17 protein-coding genes are annotated in these 17,013 nt (G+C 72.8%); 10 read left to right on the top strand and 7 right to left on the bottom strand.

Annotated elements, in window-relative coordinates; all coding sequences use genetic code 11:
* Positions 1-114: 114 nt before the first annotated feature.
* The gene (locus tag ACIBVP_RS26805; RefSeq protein ID WP_396109101.1) at positions 115-2,724 is read right to left on the bottom strand and encodes a DUF4118 domain-containing protein; all 2,610 of its coding nucleotides are present in this window, start codon (positions 2,722-2,724) and stop codon (positions 115-117) included.
* 190 nt (positions 2,725-2,914) lie between these two features.
* On the opposite strand from ACIBVP_RS26805, the gene ACIBVP_RS26810 reads away from it, so the two are divergent.
* On the top strand, positions 2,915-3,817 hold the full coding sequence (locus tag ACIBVP_RS26810; protein ID WP_396109102.1) for a sulfite exporter TauE/SafE family protein: 903 nt from the start codon (positions 2,915-2,917) through the stop codon (positions 3,815-3,817).
* Positions 3,818-3,931: 114 nt separating this feature from the next.
* Entirely contained in the window at positions 3,932-4,309 is a 378-nt protein-coding gene (locus ACIBVP_RS26815) for a hypothetical protein (protein ID WP_396109310.1), read from the top strand.
* 76 nt (positions 4,310-4,385) lie between these two features.
* On the opposite strand, the gene ACIBVP_RS26820 is transcribed toward ACIBVP_RS26815, so the two are convergent.
* Positions 4,386-4,709 (bottom strand): DUF6223 family protein, encoded by a 324-nt coding sequence (locus tag ACIBVP_RS26820; RefSeq protein WP_396109103.1) that lies wholly within the window; start codon positions 4,707-4,709, stop codon positions 4,386-4,388.
* 190 nt (positions 4,710-4,899) lie between these two features.
* Between ACIBVP_RS26820 and ACIBVP_RS26825 the strand changes: the two genes are divergently transcribed.
* Complete coding sequence (locus ACIBVP_RS26825) at positions 4,900-5,994, top strand: sensor histidine kinase (RefSeq protein ID WP_396109104.1); 1,095 nt, start codon at positions 4,900-4,902, stop codon at positions 5,992-5,994.
* Positions 5,991-6,665 carry a response regulator gene (locus tag ACIBVP_RS26830; RefSeq protein ID WP_396109105.1) on the top strand — a complete coding sequence of 225 codons (675 nt, stop codon included), beginning with the start codon at positions 5,991-5,993 and terminating at the stop codon, positions 6,663-6,665. The genes ACIBVP_RS26825 and ACIBVP_RS26830 overlap by 4 nt, the downstream gene beginning before the upstream one ends.
* On the opposite strand, the gene ACIBVP_RS26835 is transcribed toward ACIBVP_RS26830, so the two are convergent.
* The 3 genes from ACIBVP_RS26835 to ACIBVP_RS26845 are packed head-to-tail and all read right to left on the bottom strand — an operon-like array spanning position 6,652 to position 8,111.
* Complete coding sequence (locus tag ACIBVP_RS26835) at positions 6,652-6,954, bottom strand: DUF1905 domain-containing protein (RefSeq protein ID WP_396109106.1); 303 nt, start codon at positions 6,952-6,954, stop codon at positions 6,652-6,654. The two genes, ACIBVP_RS26830 and ACIBVP_RS26835, sit on opposite strands and share 14 nt — an antisense overlap.
* Before the next feature lie 29 nt (positions 6,955-6,983).
* Positions 6,984-7,850 (bottom strand): spermidine synthase, encoded by an 867-nt coding sequence (locus ACIBVP_RS26840; protein ID WP_396109107.1) that lies wholly within the window; start codon positions 7,848-7,850, stop codon positions 6,984-6,986.
* A 9-nt stretch (positions 7,851-7,859) separates the two neighbouring features.
* On the bottom strand, positions 7,860-8,111 hold the full coding sequence (locus ACIBVP_RS26845) for a hypothetical protein (RefSeq protein ID WP_396109108.1): 252 nt from the start codon (positions 8,109-8,111) through the stop codon (positions 7,860-7,862).
* Positions 8,112-8,200: 89 nt separating this feature from the next.
* Between ACIBVP_RS26845 and ACIBVP_RS26850 the strand changes: the two genes are divergently transcribed.
* From ACIBVP_RS26850 to ACIBVP_RS26865, 4 genes are all read left to right on the top strand, one after another.
* Positions 8,201-8,881 carry a DNA alkylation repair protein gene (locus tag ACIBVP_RS26850; RefSeq protein ID WP_396109109.1) on the top strand — a complete coding sequence of 227 codons (681 nt, stop codon included), beginning with the start codon at positions 8,201-8,203 and terminating at the stop codon, positions 8,879-8,881.
* Positions 8,878-9,468 carry a hypothetical protein gene (locus ACIBVP_RS26855; RefSeq protein WP_396109110.1) on the top strand — a complete coding sequence of 197 codons (591 nt, stop codon included), beginning with the start codon at positions 8,878-8,880 and terminating at the stop codon, positions 9,466-9,468. The genes ACIBVP_RS26850 and ACIBVP_RS26855 overlap by 4 nt, the downstream gene beginning before the upstream one ends.
* Before the next feature lie 267 nt (positions 9,469-9,735).
* The gene (locus ACIBVP_RS26860; protein WP_396109111.1) at positions 9,736-10,248 is read left to right on the top strand and encodes a hypothetical protein; all 513 of its coding nucleotides are present in this window, start codon (positions 9,736-9,738) and stop codon (positions 10,246-10,248) included.
* 203 nt (positions 10,249-10,451) lie between these two features.
* Positions 10,452-14,729 carry a S8 family serine peptidase gene (locus ACIBVP_RS26865; protein WP_396109112.1) on the top strand — a complete coding sequence of 1,426 codons (4,278 nt, stop codon included), beginning with the start codon at positions 10,452-10,454 and terminating at the stop codon, positions 14,727-14,729.
* A gap of 50 nt (positions 14,730-14,779) precedes the next feature.
* Here the strand turns inward: ACIBVP_RS26865 and ACIBVP_RS26870 are convergent, their stop codons facing one another.
* Positions 14,780-14,953: a hypothetical protein gene (locus ACIBVP_RS26870; RefSeq protein WP_396109113.1), complete on the bottom strand. Its 174-nt coding sequence runs from the start codon at positions 14,951-14,953 to the stop codon at positions 14,780-14,782.
* A gap of 72 nt (positions 14,954-15,025) precedes the next feature.
* Between ACIBVP_RS26870 and ACIBVP_RS26875 the strand changes: the two genes are divergently transcribed.
* Entirely contained in the window at positions 15,026-15,505 is a 480-nt protein-coding gene (locus tag ACIBVP_RS26875; RefSeq protein ID WP_396109114.1) for a DUF6789 family protein, read from the top strand.
* A 103-nt stretch (positions 15,506-15,608) separates the two neighbouring features.
* On the top strand, positions 15,609-16,346 hold the full coding sequence (locus ACIBVP_RS26880; RefSeq protein ID WP_396109115.1) for a DUF6802 family protein: 738 nt from the start codon (positions 15,609-15,611) through the stop codon (positions 16,344-16,346).
* Between the two features lie 78 nt (positions 16,347-16,424).
* Here the strand turns inward: ACIBVP_RS26880 and ACIBVP_RS26885 are convergent, their stop codons facing one another.
* Positions 16,425-17,003 carry a phosphatase PAP2 family protein gene (locus ACIBVP_RS26885; protein WP_396109116.1) on the bottom strand — a complete coding sequence of 193 codons (579 nt, stop codon included), beginning with the start codon at positions 17,001-17,003 and terminating at the stop codon, positions 16,425-16,427.
* Between the last annotated feature and the right edge of the window lie 10 nt (positions 17,004-17,013).

Raw genomic sequence — 17,013 nt, forward strand, 5'->3', positions numbered from 1 at the left:
CAGGGTTTTCACGGACGCCCTCCGTTTTCTGTTGTCGGTGGATCTCACCGTCGTGCAGCGAGGTAACGCGCACGTGCCTCGATCATGACACTCCGGATACGCGTCAGTGGAGGGTCAGTTCACGGGTAGTGAGATCACGATCGTGAGTCCGCCGCCCGGGGTGTCCTCCGCGCGGATCGCGCCGCCCATCGCGTCGGTGAAACCCCTGGCCACCGACAGGCCCAGACCGAGACCGTTGCTGGTGTCCCGGTCACCGAGCCGCTGGAACGGGGTGAAGACCGCCTCGGCGCCACGTTTCGGCAGCCCCTTGCCGTGGTCGACGACCCGCAGCTCGACGCGGTCCGCGTGGGTGCTCGCGCGGATGGCGATCTTCGGCTCGTCCGGCGTGATCCGGCCGTCGCCGTCCACGTCGACCGTGCGCGGTGTGGGCAGGACGCCGTGCCGCAGGGCGTTGTCCACCACGTTCGCGACCACCCGTTCCAGCAGGCCGGGGTCGGCGACGACGGCGGGCAGGTGCTCGGCGACGTCGACGGTGATGTCGGTGATCGGCCGCGCCCTGGTTTCGAGGCTGGCGAGAGCGCGGGCGACGACCTCGTCGTAGGTGACCGGGCGCAGCTGCGGCTCGACGGCGCCGGTCGCCAGGCGGGACGAGTCGAGCAGGTTGTCGACCAGGCCCGCGAGCTGGTCGGCGGCCTCCTCCACGGTGGCGAGCAGCTCCTGCTCGTCGGCGGCCGACAGTTCGAGGTCGGCGGCGCGCAGACTGCCGATCGCCGCCTTGATCGAGGTGAGCGGGGTGCGCAGGTCGTGCCCGACCGCCGACAGCAGCGCGGTCCGCAGCTGCGTCGTCTCGGCACGGCGCCGCGCCTCGTCGGCCTCCGCCGCGGCACGTTGCTGGCGCAGCGTCAGCAACGCCTGCCCGGCCGCCGCTTCCAGCACCCGGCGGTCGGCGGCGGGCAGCGTCCGGCCCCGCAGCGCCAGGTGCACGTCGGGGGTCACCGGCACGTCCACGTCCGCCTCGTCCGGGTCCGTGCAGCCCGCCGCGCCCGCGCACGCGATCTGCTGCCAGACCCCGTCCCGTCGTTCCAGCAGCGCCACCGAGGTCAGGCTGAAGTTCTCGCGGACCTTCTCCAGCAGCCGGTTCAGCGGCCGGTCGTGCCCGAGGACGGTGCGGGCGTAGGACGCGAGCAGCGCGGCCTCGGTGCGTGCGTGCGCGGCCTGTTCCGCGCGGCGGGAGGCGCGGCCGACCACGACCGCCACGGTCACCGCGACGATCACCATGGCCACCAACGTGATGATGTCGTCGGGGTTGGCGACGGCGAGGCTGTAGTAGGGCGGGCTGAAGAAGTAGTTGAGCAGCCCCGCGCTCAGGAACGCGGTCACCAGCGCGGGACCGAGACCGAGCAGTCCGATGAGGACGGTGACGAGGAAGTAGCCGACCACGTCGGTGGACAGGCTGAGGTGGTCGCGCAGCTCCGTCCCGACGACGGTCATCGCGGTGGGCAGCAGGATCGCGAGCGTCCACACGAGCAGCTGCCGCGGCCTGCTGCCGGCCCGGTCGGAGACGAGCCCGGCGAGACGCAGCCTGCCGCGCCAACCGGGGTTCGCCTCGGCGTGGGTGACCATGTGCACGTCGATCGGCCCGGACGCCTGCACGACGGTGGCACCGATGCCCTCGTCGAACAGCCGCGCGACGCGGGAACGCCGCGACGTGCCGAGGACGAGCTGGGTGGCGTTGGCGCCGCGGGCGAAGTCGAGCAGCGCGGTGGGCACGTCGTCGCCGACCACCGTGTGGAAGGTGGCCCCGACGTCCTCGGCGAGCTTGCGCAGCTTGCCGAGGGTGACCGGGTGGACGCCCGTGAGACCGTCGCCGCGCAGCACGGTGAGGACCATCAGCTCCGCGCCCGCGCGGGTGGCGATCCGGCTCGCACGCCGCATGAGGGTCTCGCTCTCCGGGCCGCCGGTGACGGCGACGACGACCCGTTCGCGCGCCTCCCACGTGTCGGTGATCGCCTGCTCGCTGCGGTACCGCCGCAGCGCGACGTCCACCTGGTCGGCCACCCACAGCAGCGCCAGCTCGCGCAGCGCGGTGAGGTTGCCCGGCTGGAAGTAGTTGGCGAGCGCGGCGTCGATCCGGTGCGCCGGGTAGACGTTGCCGTGCGCGAGCCGCCGCCGCAGCGCCTCCGGGGTGATGTCGACCAGCTCCAGCTGTTCGGCGCGGCGGACCACGTCGTCCGGGACGGTCTCCTGCTGGCGGGCGCCGGTGATCCGCTCGACGACGTCGTTGAGGCTCTCCAGGTGCTGGATGTTCACCGTCGACAGCACGTCGATGCCCGCGTCGAGCAGTTCCTCGATGTCCTGCCAGCGCTTCTCGTTGCGTGACCCGGGAACGTTCGTGTGCGCCAGCTCGTCGACGACCGCGACCTCGGGTCCGCGGGCGAGGATCGCGTCGAGATCCACCTCGGTGAACTCGCGGCCCCGATGGCTGACCTGCCTGCGCGCCACCACCTCGAGGCCCGTCAGCAGCGCGGCGGTCCTGGCCCGGTCGTGTGTCTCCACCAGTCCGACGACGACGTCGGTGCCGCGTTCCGCGCGCCGGTGGGCCTCGCCGAGCATGGCGTAGGTCTTGCCGACGCCGGGCGCGGCGCCGAGGTAGATCCGCAGTTCGCCCCTGCGGCTGCGCCCCCGGGGCGTGTCCGGTGGCCCCTCCCCGTTGTCACTGGTCACGCGGACAGTGTGCGCCTTCCCACACACGTCACGACCATCGGAGGTTCGCGTTAGCGTCCGACGGCGTGATAGGCAAGGCCGGCAAGCCGGGTACCGCCGGAACGTCCCGGGATCTGGAACCCGTTGGCCGTCGATCGTCCCTCCAGGATCATGAGCGGCGAACCGAACTACAGGGGAATGGACGGAGACCATGCGACAACTGGTCCTTCTGGCCCTGGTCGGCCTCGGCGCTCAGCTCGTCGACGGCAGTCTGGGCATGGCTTACGGCGTGACGTCCACGACGTTGCTCCTCGCCATCGGCACCAACCCCGCCGCCGCGTCCGCGACGGTCCACCTCGCGGAGATCGGCACCACACTGGTGTCCGGGCTCGCGCACTGGCGGTTCGGCAACGTGGACTGGAAGGTCGTCGCGAAGATCGGCATCCCCGGCGCGGTCGGGGCGTTCGCGGGAGCCACGTTCCTGTCCAGCCTGTCGACGGAGGCCGCGGCACCGGTCATGTCGCTGCTGCTGCTCACTCTCGGCGTCTACATCCTGGTGCGGTTCACCACGTTCGGCATCTCCCGGCACAACCTCGGCAAACCGCTGCGCAAGCGGTTCCTCGGCCCGCTCGGGCTGCTCGCCGGTTTCGTCGACTCCACCGGCGGTGGCGGCTGGGGTCCGGTCGGCACGCCCGCCATCCTGGCCAGCGGGCGCCTCGAACCCCGCAAGACGATCGGGTCCATCGACACCAGCGAGTTCCTCGTCGCCGTGGCCGCGAGCCTCGGGTTCCTCGTCGGCATCGGGTCGGCGGGCATCGACTTCACGTGGGTCCTCGCACTGCTCCTCGGTGGCGTGATCGCCGCACCGATCGCGGCCTGGCTCGTCCGCCACATCCCGCCCCGCGTGCTCGGTTCGGCCGTCGGCGGCATCATCATCCTCACCAACACGCGCACGCTGCTGCGCAGCGACTGGGTCGACGCGAGCGACACGGTCCGCTTCGTCGTCTACGCCGTGATCTACGTGGTGTGGGCCGCGGCGCTGGCCTACTCGATCCGCCAGTACCGCGCCAGCCGCGCCGAGGAGCGCGAGGCCACCGTTCCGTCCGGGCAGTGATCCCCGCGATCCCCGCGACCTTCGCTCACGGGACGGGGTTATCGTCCGGGCCGGAGGTGGTGTGCCGTGGCAGGGACGGCGGTGGCCGCGGGCGTCGCGTTCACGTGGCTGGGCATGGTGCTGGGGATCTCGTTCCTCGAGGCGCCGCTGAAGTTCCGGGCACCGGACGTGACGCCGCGGATCGGGCTCGGGATCGGGCGCATCGTGTTCCGCGCGCTGAACACGGTCGAGGTGCTGCTGGCCGCGGCACTCGCGGTCGTGATCGTGTGGGGTGACGTGCCGACCGCGGCCCTGGTGTCCGGGGTGGTCGTCGCCGGTGTGCTGGTGGTGCAGCTGGCCGCGATCCGGCCGGTGCTCAACCGGCGCTCCGACCGCGTGCTCGCGGGCGAGGACGCGCCCCGGTCCCACGCGCACCTGGCGTACGTGGCGGCCGAGGTCGTGAAGGTCGCGGCACTGGTCGTCGCCGGGGTGGCGGCGTTGTCGGCGTCGTGACGCACCTCCGCGCCTGAGGCGGGAACTCGCGGGAACTCCGTAGCCCCGGTCGAGTCCCCGCCGCGGCGGGGTCGTCTCACGCCCGCGTGCGGACGCGGGCCAGGACCAGGCCGCCGAGCGCGATCGCCACCGGCCCCAGCACCACCGCCGCCCACCCGGCGACCACGCCGTTGCCGGTGCCGGGGCCGCCGTCGGCGACCACCAGCGTCAGCACTCCACCGGCCGCCGCGAGCGCGCCCGTGGCCACGGCGAACAGGGCGCCGCCGCGACGGGACCGGGACCTCGCCAACGCCCCGACGATCACCCCCGCCAGCCCGACCAGCGCGGCCACCGTCGCCACCAGGCGGGCGGAGGTGAAGCCGTAGGTGGTGGCGGCGACGATCAGTTCCTGCGAGTACATGACTGCTCCTTCCACGAATGCGATGCCACAGAGCGTCGCCGAACCACCGGCTCCGGGCGTCGTGCGGACGTGGTCACTTCGTGCTGCCGCGGACGCAGTGGAAACGGCCGGACTACCACGTCCGCGGTAGCCGGTTGATCGTCCCCGTGCAGGAGTCGCCGGAGGCGTCAGCGCGGCTAGGGTGCGACGCATGCGCAGGGCAGGGATCGGCGACTGGGCGATCGCCGCCGGGACGACCGCGGTTCTGGTCGGGACCGGGCTGTCGCGCGACCTGGACAGCCCGGTCGGCTACGTGTTGCTCGTCGCCAGTGGGCTGGTCCTCGTCGCGCACCGGCGGGCGCCGCTCGTCGTGACGGCCGTGGCCGGGGTGTGCGCGACGGCGCACCAGGCGATCGGCTTCGACGTGCCCGCGCTCGCGTTCCTCTTCGGCGTCTACGCCACCGTCCGGGCGGGCCACCGGATCGCCGCGCTCGTCGCCACGCTGCTCATGCTGGTCGCGATCCCGCTCTCGCTCATGGTGGCGGGCTGGGCGGCCGGTGACGCGGTGGCGCACTCCCGCGACGTGCTCCAGCTGGCCTGGCTGGTCGCCGCCGCGGCGGCGGGTGAGGCGGTGCGGCAGGCCGAGCGGCGCGCGGACGAGGCGGAACGCACCCGCGAGGAGACCGCGCGGCGCCGGGCCGACGAGGAACGGCTGCACATCGCGCGGGAGCTGCACGACTCGCTCACCCACCAGATCTCGGTGATCAAGGTGCAGGCCGAGGTCGCGGTCCACCTCGCCAGGAAGCGGGGCGAGGACGTGCCCGACGCGCTGGTGGCGATCCGCGACGCCGGCCGGGAGGCCGCGCGGGAACTGCGCGCCACGCTCGAAGCCCTGCGCAGCGACGACAAGTACCCGCCGCACGGGCTCGACGACGTCGCCGAGCTGGTGCGGCGGGTCCGCGGGACCGGCCTGGACGCGAGCCTGACCGTCGACGGCGAACCCGTCGACGTGCCCGCCGCGGTCGCGAGGACCGGCTACCGGATCGTGCAGGAGTCGCTGACGAACATCACCCGGCACTCCGGGGCCGCGACCGCGTCCGTGCTGATCGACCACCGCCCGGGCGCGCTGGTCATCCGCGTCGACGACGACGGCACCGCGACGCCGGAGCACGCGCCGGTGCCCGGCGTCGGGCTGCTCGGCATGCGCGAACGGGTCACCGCGCTCGGTGGCCGCCTGCGCGCGGAACCCCGCGGCGAAGGCGGTTTCACCGTCCACGCGGAACTCCCCGTGGACCGGACGCCGTGATCCGGGTGCTGCTGGTGGACGACCAGCCGCTCATCCGCAGCGGGTTCCGCGCGCTGCTCGACGGCGAGGACGACATCGAGGTCGTCGCCGAGGCGGCGAACGGCGCGCAGGGCGTGGCGCTGGCGAAACAGCACCGGCCCGACATCGCGCTCGTCGACGTCCAGATGCCCTTCGTCGACGGCATCGAGGCGACCCGGCGCATCGCGGCGGACCCGGACCTGGCCGGCGTGCACGTGGTGATCCTGACCAACTACGGCCTCGACGAGTACGTGTTCAACGCGCTGCGGGCCGGTGCCGCCGGGTTCCTGGTCAAGGACATCGAGCCGGAGGACTTCCTGCACGCCGTGCGCGTCGCCGCCCGGGGCGACGCGTTGCTCGCCCCGTCGATCACGCGCAAGCTGATCGACCGGTACGTCACCCTGCCGCCCGACACCGGCACCGGCACGGGCCTCGACGAGCTGACCAACCGCGAACGGGAGGCGGTCGCGCTGGTCGCGCAGGGCCTGTCCAACGACGAGATCGCCGACCGCATGGTGATCAGCCCGCTGACCGCGAAGACGCACGTCAACCGGGCGATGACCAAACTCCACGCCCGTGACCGCGCGCAGCTCGTCGTCCTCGCCTACGAGTCGGGGCTGGTCACGCCGCGCGGCGGCGTCACAGATCGATGAGCTCGACCGACACGCTCGCGACGTCGCCGGGTTCGAGGCCCTCCGCGGTGCGGACGGCGCGTTTCACCGGCAGCACGTAACAGCCGCTGCCGCTTTCCGGGAAGACCGACGTGGTCCAGACGCTGCCGCCCAGCACCACCCGCACCCGCACGGAACCGAAGCCGCGGCCGGATCCGCCCGCCACCTCCCGGATGTCCTCGGAGGCGTCCTCGGGTAATCGCACGAACGTCCAGGTTTCGGTGCGCCTGGCGTCCCACACCCACAGCTCGGCGTCGAAGTCGATGACCACGGCGGCAGCATCGCACGGACCACCGACAATCAGGAGACCTCGCTCAGGCCCCACGTCCCCTTCGGCGGGGTCGGTGACCGCGTCGCGGTGGCGTCCGTGGTGGGCCGGGCGCCGCCGGTGAAGCGGACGAGCGCGGCGCCGTGCTCGACCCGGCCGGGAAAAGGGTCACCGGCGAGCCTGCGGGTCAGTTCCGCGGTGGGCAGCTCGGTCCGGGACGCGGCGAGGATGAAGTTCCCGAAGCGCCGTCCGCGCAGCACCGTGGGTTCGGCGAGGACGCAGACGTGCGGGAACACCGCGAGCGCGGTCGCGACCTGCGCCCGCGCGAACGGCAGCTGCCCGCCGTCGGCGATGTTGGCCGCGTAGACCCCGTCCGGCCCCAGCGCACGGGCCACCAGCGACACGTACTCCACCGACGTGAGGTGCGCCGGGGTGCGCGCCCCCGCGAACACGTCGGCCACGACCAGGTCGAACGCCGCCTCGGGCGCCTTGGCGAGCACCGCGCGGGCGTCGCCGTGGCGGATCCGCAGCCGCCACGTGCGGTCGAGCGGCAGGTGGGCACGCACCAGCGCGACCAGCGCCGCGTCGACCTCGACCACCTGCTGGCTGGACCGGGGGCGCGTGGTGGCGAGGTAGCGCGGCAGCGTCAGCGCCCCGCCCCCGAGGTGCAGGGCCCGCAACGGCGCACCGGCGGGTGCGACGACGTCCAGCACGTGCGCGAGCCTGCGCACGTACTCGAACTCGAGCCGCGTGGGATCGACGAGGTCGACGTGTGACTGGGGCGTGCCGTTCAGCAGCAGCGTCCACGAGTCCGGCACGTCCGGATCCGGCACGAGCTCGACGACGCCGGAGTCGACCTCCTGCGTCACGGTCTCGTCGCCCCTTCGGCTGCGTCCCACCCCACCAACCTAACGCGGGGCGGGAATCCGTTCGTCATCGAGCGGCGCGGTGGCCACCGGGTGCTCGACCAGCGCGAGCACCTTGCCCGCCATGAAACGCGCCGTGCGCACGGGACTGCCCGTACGCGTGACCTCCACGACCTCGACCACACCGCGGCCGATGCTGACCTCCACCCGCCGCCCGGCCCGCGTGGCCGCCACCTCGTAGGTGCGCACGGTGTCACCGGCATCGACCACGATCTCGACCCGGTCACCCTTCATGACCCGAGTCTATCAAACAAACGTTCGACGCGCGCCTGTCGGACCGCCGAAGTAGGCTGGCTCCCCACGCGACGGACAGGGAGGCTGACGTGGCCGAGAAGACGGTGGTGGCCGAGCTGCTGGCCGAGCTGGCCGCGCTCGAGGACCCGAAGGCGCGCGAGGTGAACGAGCGGCACGGTGACGACCACGGCGTGAACCTCGGCAAGCTGCGTGCCATCGCGAAGCGCCTGAAGACACAACAGGAACTCGCGCGGGAACTCTGGGACACCGGCGACACCGCGGCACGGCTGCTGGCGCTGCTCGTCTGCCGCCCGAAGGCGTTCGAGCGCGACGAGCTGGACGCCATGCTGCGCGCGGCCCGCACCCCGAAGGTGCACGACTGGCTCGTGAACTACGTCGTGAAGAAGAGCCCGCACGCCGAGGACCTGCGCCTGGCCTGGACCGCCGACCGGGACCCGGTGGTCGCGAGCGCGGGCTGGGCGCTGACCACCGACCGCGTGGCCAGGAAACCCGAGGGCCTCGACCTTCCCGCGCTGCTCGACGTCATCGAGGCGGAGATGAAGGACGCCCCGGACCGCCTGCAGTGGGCGATGAACCACTGCCTCGCCCAGATCGGGATCGACCACGCCGAGCACCGCGCCCGTGCCGTCGACATCGGCGAACGCCTCGAAGTCCTCAAGGACTACCCGACCCCACCGAACTGCACGTCCCCGTTCGCGCCGACGTGGATCAACGAGATCGTGCGCAGGCAGGAACAGCTCGTGCCATGAAGGAGCGGCTACTCGCCGAGCTCGACGCCCGCGTCGAGCGGCACGTGCACGGCGACTCCTCCGGCGTGCTCGACTCGAACGCCCTCGGCATCGTCAAGGAGCTGACCGCGCTGGGCGAACCGGACGCGGGCAGCCTGGCGCGGGTGGCCGCGCTGCACCTGTGCCGGTACGAGGCACTGCCACGCGAGCACGCCGACACCGACCTGCGGATGGCACACGCCATCTACACGACACTGCACCGGGTCGACCCGCGGCTGGTGCCGCCGGAGGTGCGGGAGCTCTTCGGGTTCGCGGCGCCGAAGGAGCGGGGCGTCGCGCTGCTGCGCGAGTACGAGCGGACCGGCAGCCCCGACCACCTGGCACGCGCGATCTCCCTCTTCCGGCAGGACGTGCTGGAACAGCGGGCCGACAGCGCGTTCCACCTCGCGACGGCACTGCTGCACCGGTTCGCACGCACCGGGACGCCCGCCGACCACGAGGAGGCCGTAGCGCTCGGTCGCGACGCTCTGGCCGCCACCCCCGACGACCACCCGGACCGTGCCGAACGGCAGGCCTGGCTCGACCGGGCGACCACGCCGGATCGGTAGCAATACCGGTAAACGTCACGGGTGGCCGGTCTCGCGCCGGGCTCGTTACGGTCGAGAGGTGAGGGTCGCCCGCGCCGTACTCGCCGTCCTGCTGGCCTCGGGAACCGCTGTGGTGCCCGCCGCGACCGAGGCGCACGCCGCGGCCGCGGACTGGACCGGACCGTTGAGCACGCGCGGCCGGTACATCGTCGACGCGCGGCGGCGTGGACCCGGCTCGTCGGCGCACCGGGCCGCACCGGCCAGATCCCGCCGACGGCGCGCTGGTCGATGCTCAACCTGGACTACGCGGACTTCCAGCAGTCCCGCGCGGTGCGGGTGATGCCGGACTGGAATCCCGGCGCCCGCAAGGGAGTCTGCCCGGACGGGCAGCGCGTCATCGGCCTCGCCCACACCGGCAACCGCGGGCTGTGCACGGGCTCCTGGCCTGCCGCCACCGGGTACGTCGTGGTGCGCGACGAGTCCCATGTGGACACCGACTGGGCGTCCGGGTACACGAAGGTCCAGTGCCCGCCGGACCACTACGTCGTCGGCTACAGCGTGACGGGTGCGGCGTTCTCGGCCGCGCTGTGCGGGAAGTCCCCCACCGCGCTCGGCCGCACCGGGCGCACGGTCTGGTTCGACCGCGGCGACAACCGGCCGGCGGGCGGTCCGGGTGGTGACTTCGCGTCCGGTCACTACAAGGGCCAGTGCACGGCGGGCGAGTACGTCGCCGGTGTCGCTTACACCGGGCGGATCGGTTCCCGCAAGACACCGGACGCGTTGCTCTGCCGCGTCGTCTGACTGGTTGGGTGGTGTCCTCGCCGGACGGGCTGATCTCGGGGAGGGGCCTTCCGATTCGGGCTTGTTGGGGTACGTCGCGGCCGCCAGGCCTCGTTGCACATCGGGCAAAAGGTGTGCACGGGTAGACCATGCGGCGCATTGACGGTGTGTCAATTTCGGCCATTCTCAAAGGAGCGAAAATCTCGCACTCCGAGGAGGCGCACATGCCCCGACTCCCCTTACCGAGACACCGTCACCGGCTGAGAGGCCGGGCCAGACCGTGGCTCGCGCTCGCGACCGCGGTCGGCCTGTTCGCCGCTCTCGCCCCCGCCCACCAGCAACAACCCAGCATTCCCGCCCCCATCGCCCCCGAACTCGCCGCCGAGGTCGCCGCCGCGAGCGAAGGTGAGCCCGTTCAGGCGCTCATGGTGCTCCCGAACGCGGCCGACCTGTCCGGCGAGCGGGCCGAGGTCCTCGCCACCCTCCGCGACCACGCCGCCGAGACACAGGCCGACGTCGTCAGCGCGCTCGGGGACACCGCGACCGTGGTGAACCGCTTCTGGCTCACCAACATGCTGCTCGTCGAGTTCCCCGCCGACACCGACACCCTCACGTCACTGGCCGCCGTGCCGGGCGTGGACCGGCTCGTCCCGAACTTCGCCGTCACCGCTCCCGAACCGGTTCCCGGCACGGCCGACATCTCCCCCGCCGCCGAGCTGACCTGGGGTCTGCAGAAGATCGAGGCCGCCCGCGTCTGGCAGGAGCTGGGTGTGGACGGCAGCGGCGTCCGCATCGCCACGCTCGACACCGGCGTGGACATCAGCCACCCCGACCTCGCGGGCAAGATGGTCACCGACGACGCGAGCGACCCCAGCCATCCCGGCGGCTGGATGGAGTTCGACGCGTCGGGCAACCTGGTCGCGTCCAACCCGCACGACTCGGCCTACCACGGCACGCACGTCTCGGGCACGATCCACGGCGGCGCCACCTCGGGCACCGCGATCGGCGTCGCCCCCGGCGCGGAGATGATGCACGGCCTGGTGATCCCGGGTGGTGGCGGCTCCTTCGCGCAGGTGGCCGCAGGCATGCAGTGGGCCGTCGCGCCGACCGACGCCGACGGCAACCCCGCCGGGCGGCCCGCCGACGTCGTCAGCATGTCGTTGGGCGGCAACGGTTTCCACGAGGAGATGATCCAGCCGACGCGGGCGATCCGCGCGCTCGGCTCGTTCCCCGCCTTCGCCATCGGCAACAACTGCGGCTCGCTCGGCACCGCCAGCCCCGGCAACGTGTTCGAGGCGGTCGGCGTCGGCGCCACCGACAGCGGCGACAACGTCGCGTCGTTCTCCTGCGGCGGCGTGGTGCGCAAGGACCAGTGGACGGGCGCGCCCGCCGACTGGCCGACGAGCTGGGTGAAGCCGGACATCTCCGCCCCGGGTGTCGACGTCTACTCGGCGTCGCCGGGCGGCGGTTACCGGACCCTGTCCGGCACCTCCATGGCGACCCCGCACACGTCCGGCACCGTCGCGCTGATGCTGTCGGCCGCGGGTCAGCTGCCCGTGTCCGAGGTGCTCGACGTGCTCGCCGACACCGGGTTCTGGGACGACCGCTACTCCGACGCCCCGCCGGACACCCGGTTCGGCCGCGGCCGGATCAACGCCTACGAGGCGGTGCGGTTCGTCGCGCTCGACTCCGGGATCCAGGGCACCGTCACCAACGCCGCGAGCGGTGCGCCGATCTCCGGTGCGACCCTCACGGTCACGCCGGGCGGCCGGTCGCTGACCACCGCCGCGGACGGCACGTTCACGACCAGGCTCGAACCGGGTGACTACACCGTCACCACGTCGGCGTTCGGTTACACGGAGACCACAGTGGACGCCACGGTCGCCGCGGACTCCTTCGCCACCGTGGACGTCGGGCTCACGGCACTCCCGAACGGGCAGATCACCGGCAAGGCGGTGCTGGACGCGTCCGGCGCCGGGCTGCCCGGTGCCACGGTGAAGGTGCTCGGCGTGCCGGCCACCCTGTCCGGCACGACCGGCACCGACGGCACGTACACGATCGCCGGGGTCCCGGAGGGCACCTACCGGCTCGCGGCGACGCACCCGACGTTCCGGGCGCCCGCCGAGGTCGAGGTGACCGTCACGGCCGGCCAGTCGGCCACCGCGGACTTCACGTTCGGGGTGCCGCCGCGCACGGTCGCGATCGTGGACAGCTCCGCGTCGCGGGCCGCCGAGTACCGGGACGTCGTGTTCGCCCCGCGTGGCATCGACACCGCGATCTACACGTGGGACCAGCTCGACCAGGCGGCACGGCACGCGACCGTGGTGCTCGGGTACGGCGTCATGACGTCGCACTACGACGCGGTCCGGTTCCAGGCGTTCCTGGACGCCACCGACGCCGCGGGCGCGGGCGTGATCTTCACCGACCACGCCTACACCACGGGCAACGGCATCCGGCAGCTGTCCCGCCACACCGGACAGCCGGCGGCGACCGGGTCCAACACCGGCGGCAGCACGTCGGCCGAGTCGTTCTACGAGGTCACCGTGGCACACCCGCTGCTCGCGGGCTACGCGGTCGGTGACCGGATCCCGATCGACACCAGCAGCCAGGCGAAGTGGGCCGCGTGGTTCACCGGCTACGAGGGTGAGGGCCGCCAGACCATCGCGGGCTTCGGCCGCACGGTGGACGGCGTGCTCGGCGGCGGCATCGGTGTCGACCAGCGGGCGAACAACCGGCACGTGCTGCTGTCCCTGCACGGCGTGTCGGCCACCCGCGGTCCGGCGGACTGGACGCCGGAGGCGACCGAGCTGTTCCTGAACTCGATCGCGTGGGCCTCGCCCGCACCGGACCCGGACCAGCCGTACTACGCGCTGTCGGACCTGCGGGTCTCGCCCGGTGTGGTGAAGGCGAGCGAGAACGTCACGGTGTCGGTGCAGGTGAAGAACGTCGGCAAGTCGGCGGGCACCTACAACGCGGAGCTGAAGGTCGGCGGCGCGGTCGAGGCGACGACGCCGGTGCAGCTGTCGGCGGGCCAGTCGAAGACCGTCACGTGGACCGTCGACCCCGACCGGCTCGGCACGTTCGCCGTCCAGGTGCAGTACCTGAGCGGCTCGTTCCGGGTGCGGGCGCCACGGGTCGACCTCGCCGTGTCCACTGTGGATGCTCCGGGTGCCGCCGCGGTCGGCGGGCTCGCCGGCGCGACGGTGGAGCTGATCACCAACGGTCAGGTCCGTCCGCTCGGGACCACGGACGCGGCGGGCAAGCTGTCGTTCGAGATCCCGGACCCGGTCGGCCGGTACACCCTCGTGGTGCGCAAGCCGACGCCGTCCGACGGCGGCGACGCCTACCTGCTGCACCGCGAGATCACCGTGATCGACGACGACGCGATCTCGTTCGCGCCGCGGGTCCTCGCGAGCGGTGGCGCGGCCGCCGCCTCGATCGGGGAGGACTTCGCGGTGCGGGCCACCATCGAGCTGGACGCCGCCGACGCGCGGCACACCGGCTCGGTGTTCCTGCGCCCGGAGGGCACGGCACCGCACGGCTACCGCTACGAACCGGGCACGCTGGTGGCGACACTGGACCGGTACGAGGCGGTCACCGTGCACTCGGTGCAGCACCTCGAACAGGACTGGTTCCTGCCGAGCACGGTCGTCGGCGGTCTGAACTGGATCGACCCGTACGACGTGTCGTTCGCCTTCGGCGGTCCCGCGGAGGTCACCGTCGGCGACGTCGTCGCGGGCGAGGACGGTCAGGCCACGGTGGACTGGTCGGTGACCGACGCGCACGGCCTGCCGTTCGCGACGGTGATGGCGTCGGACGTGCGGCCGTTCCTGACGCTGCCGGAGCGGTCAGCGCTCGAGGACGTCGAGGGGCTGGTGCGTGCGGCGGTGCCGAACGAGCTGAAGCCGGTGCTGCGCCTGTTCGCGCCGGACGGCACCCCGGTGCGGGCCGGTTCGGTCGACTGGAACGCGCGTCCGTTCACGTTCACGCTGGCGCCGGACACCCCGGACGGGGCCTACCGGCTGGCGCTGGACGTGGACACCGGCGGCTACTCGGGCAGGCTGACCGGCGAGGCGAAGCTGCGGGTCGGACCGGAACCGGTGGCGAAGGTGACCGTGACGGACACGCGGGGCACGTTCGCGCCGGGTGTGCACACCCAGTTCGACGTGCGCGCGGACAACACCGGCACGGCCGACTCCGGGCCGATGACCTGGACGGTGCGCATCGCCGCCGACCGCGCGCTGGCGCCGAAGGACGTGGTCCTGCGGCTGCGGGTCGGCGACACGTGGCAACGCGTCACGCTCACCCGTGACGGCGACGCACTGACCGGCACGGTCGTGGCCGACGCGGCGGTGGCCGCGGGCGAGGCCCGCACGTGGCGGATGTCGCTGCTGCTGCGCGCACCCGGCACCTACACGGTCACCGACACGTTCGCGGGCGGCGAGATCTCCGTCGCCAACGCGGACGAACTGGTGGTGGCCGAACCGGTAGGCGTCCGGTAGGCAGGTGGAGCCCGGTCCCGCGGCGTCGCGGGACCGGGCTTCCCCGGCGGTCAGTCCGGGGGTTCGACCGCCTCGCCCTTCTTCGCGGCCTGCTCCGGAGTCTCGTCGGGTTCCTCACCCGCCACCCCGAAACCGGGGGCCTGCTCGGGTGCACCGCGCCCCGGGTCGGCCGCCGCGACCTCGTCGTGCGGCTCCTCGTGCGGCTCGAACGGTGTCGTCGTCATCCTCCCGCGATACCCGCGCACGGTGGGGTCAAACGAGGTGTACCCGGGGTCGCAGCGGGAACGTCCCTGGTCATGAGGCATCCCATCGTCCGTGGAATCGTCGCGGGCGCCGCCGGCACGACGGCGCTCAACGCGGTCACCTACCTCGACATGGCGCTGCGGGCCCGGGCGTCGAGCACGACCCCGGAGGACACGGTCCGCAAGGTGGAGGCGCTGACCCACACGAGCCTGTCCGCGCGGGGCCCGGACAGCGACGCGGCGCGGAACCGGCGCGCCGGGCTCGGTGCGCTCGTCGGCATCACGACCGGCGTCGCCCTCGGCGCGCTCTACGGCGTCGTGCGGTCTCGGCTGCCGCGCCCGCCTGCCCCGCTGCTCGGCGTCGGCGCCGGCCTGGCCGCGACCGCGAGCACCGCGGCACCGATGGCGGCGCTGGGCGTCACCGACCCGAGGACCTGGTCGGCCACGTCGTGGCTGTCCGACCTCGTGCCGCACCTCGCGTACGGGCTCGTCACCGCCCTGGTCTTCGACTCGACCCGCGACCGGACCCGCTGACCGGCCGCGGCGCCGGAACATTCCGGGTGTCCTCTGTGGAACCGATCGGTGCCGGACCCCCTCCAACACGCACCACATCACCTTTTCATGGAGGGGGCAGGCCGTGGACGTGCCTTACGACCACATCGAGGACTTCGCCGACGGCGCGACCGCTGACGACGAGCTGACCGTCGAGATCGACGGCGAGGAGTACGTCGTCGAGGAGAACGTCGACTTCGACGGCGACGGCGCCAACGACACCGCGGTGGTCGCCACCGAGGACGGCGGCGCGATCGCGTTCGCCGACACCGACGGCGACGGTGTGGCGGACGTGGCCGTGGAGTACGACGCGAACGGCGACATCGTCGTCGGCGCCGAGTACGACGAGACCAGCGGCGAGTGGCACGAAGAGGACGCCGAGTACCTCCCCACCCCGACCGGCGACGGCGCGGACGACTCGGCCGGCGGCTCGGACTCCGACACGGACACGGACTCGGACACGGACTCCGACGACTCCGGCGAGAGCACCCCCGTCGCCGAGGACACCGACTACGAAGCCGGCGAGGACGACATGACCGTCGACCTGCCCGGCGAGGACGTCGACGCGGGCCCGGCCACCTACGACACCGACGGCGACGGCGAGAACGACACCGCGGTGGTCAACGACACCGACGGCACGACGTACGTGTTCACCGACACCGACGGCGACGGCCAGGCCGACGAGGCGGCGGTGGTCACCTCCGACGGTGACGTCACGATCGCCGCCCACACCGGCGAGGACGAGTGGACCGTCGTCGACGAGGGACACCTCAACCCCGACGGCAGCTACGAGTCCGACCAGCAGGCGGTCGCGCAGGGCTGACCGCCGGCGTCCGACCCCAGTTCCGCACCGGCCCGGCGAACGACGCGGGCGCCGGGACCGGTGCGTGCCCTCCGGCTCTCACTCACGAACACCGACGTCGGCACGCCTGTCAAGCGGTATCAGGCCGCGCAGGGCGAGGACCGCCGACGTGGCGAACGCGGCGCCGCCCGCCACGTCGGTGACGTAGTGGTAGCCAAGCCCCGCCATCCCCAACGCGACGCAGACCAGCAGCACCGGGCCCACGACGGCGACGATCGCCCGCGCCCGCCGGCCGACGAGGACGAACACCACGACGAGGGTCGCGACCATGATGACCGTGTGGCCGCTCGGGTAGACCAGGGTGTCGTTCTTCCACCGGTCGAACAACGGCTTCAGCACCCACGTGTTCACCGCGACGGCGAGGGCCGGAGCGAGCGCGGCGAACAACGCGTCCCGCGGCCGCGCGGTCCGCAGGCACCACACCGCCGCCGCCGGCACCACCGCCCACACCACGTACGGCTCCGTCGGGAACACCAGCGCCACCAACACCTCGCGCGGCCACCCGGCGACCACCGACTGGGCCGCCGCGTCGACGTCGCCGGGGCCGCGGTCACCGGCGAACAGGAGCCCGAGCAGGAGAGCGACGAGCGCACACCCGGCCGCGACGACCACACGCATGGTCAGCAGG

This window comes from Actinophytocola sp. NPDC049390, from assembly GCF_044466355.1.
Taxonomy (GTDB): domain Bacteria; phylum Actinomycetota; class Actinomycetes; order Mycobacteriales; family Pseudonocardiaceae; genus Actinophytocola.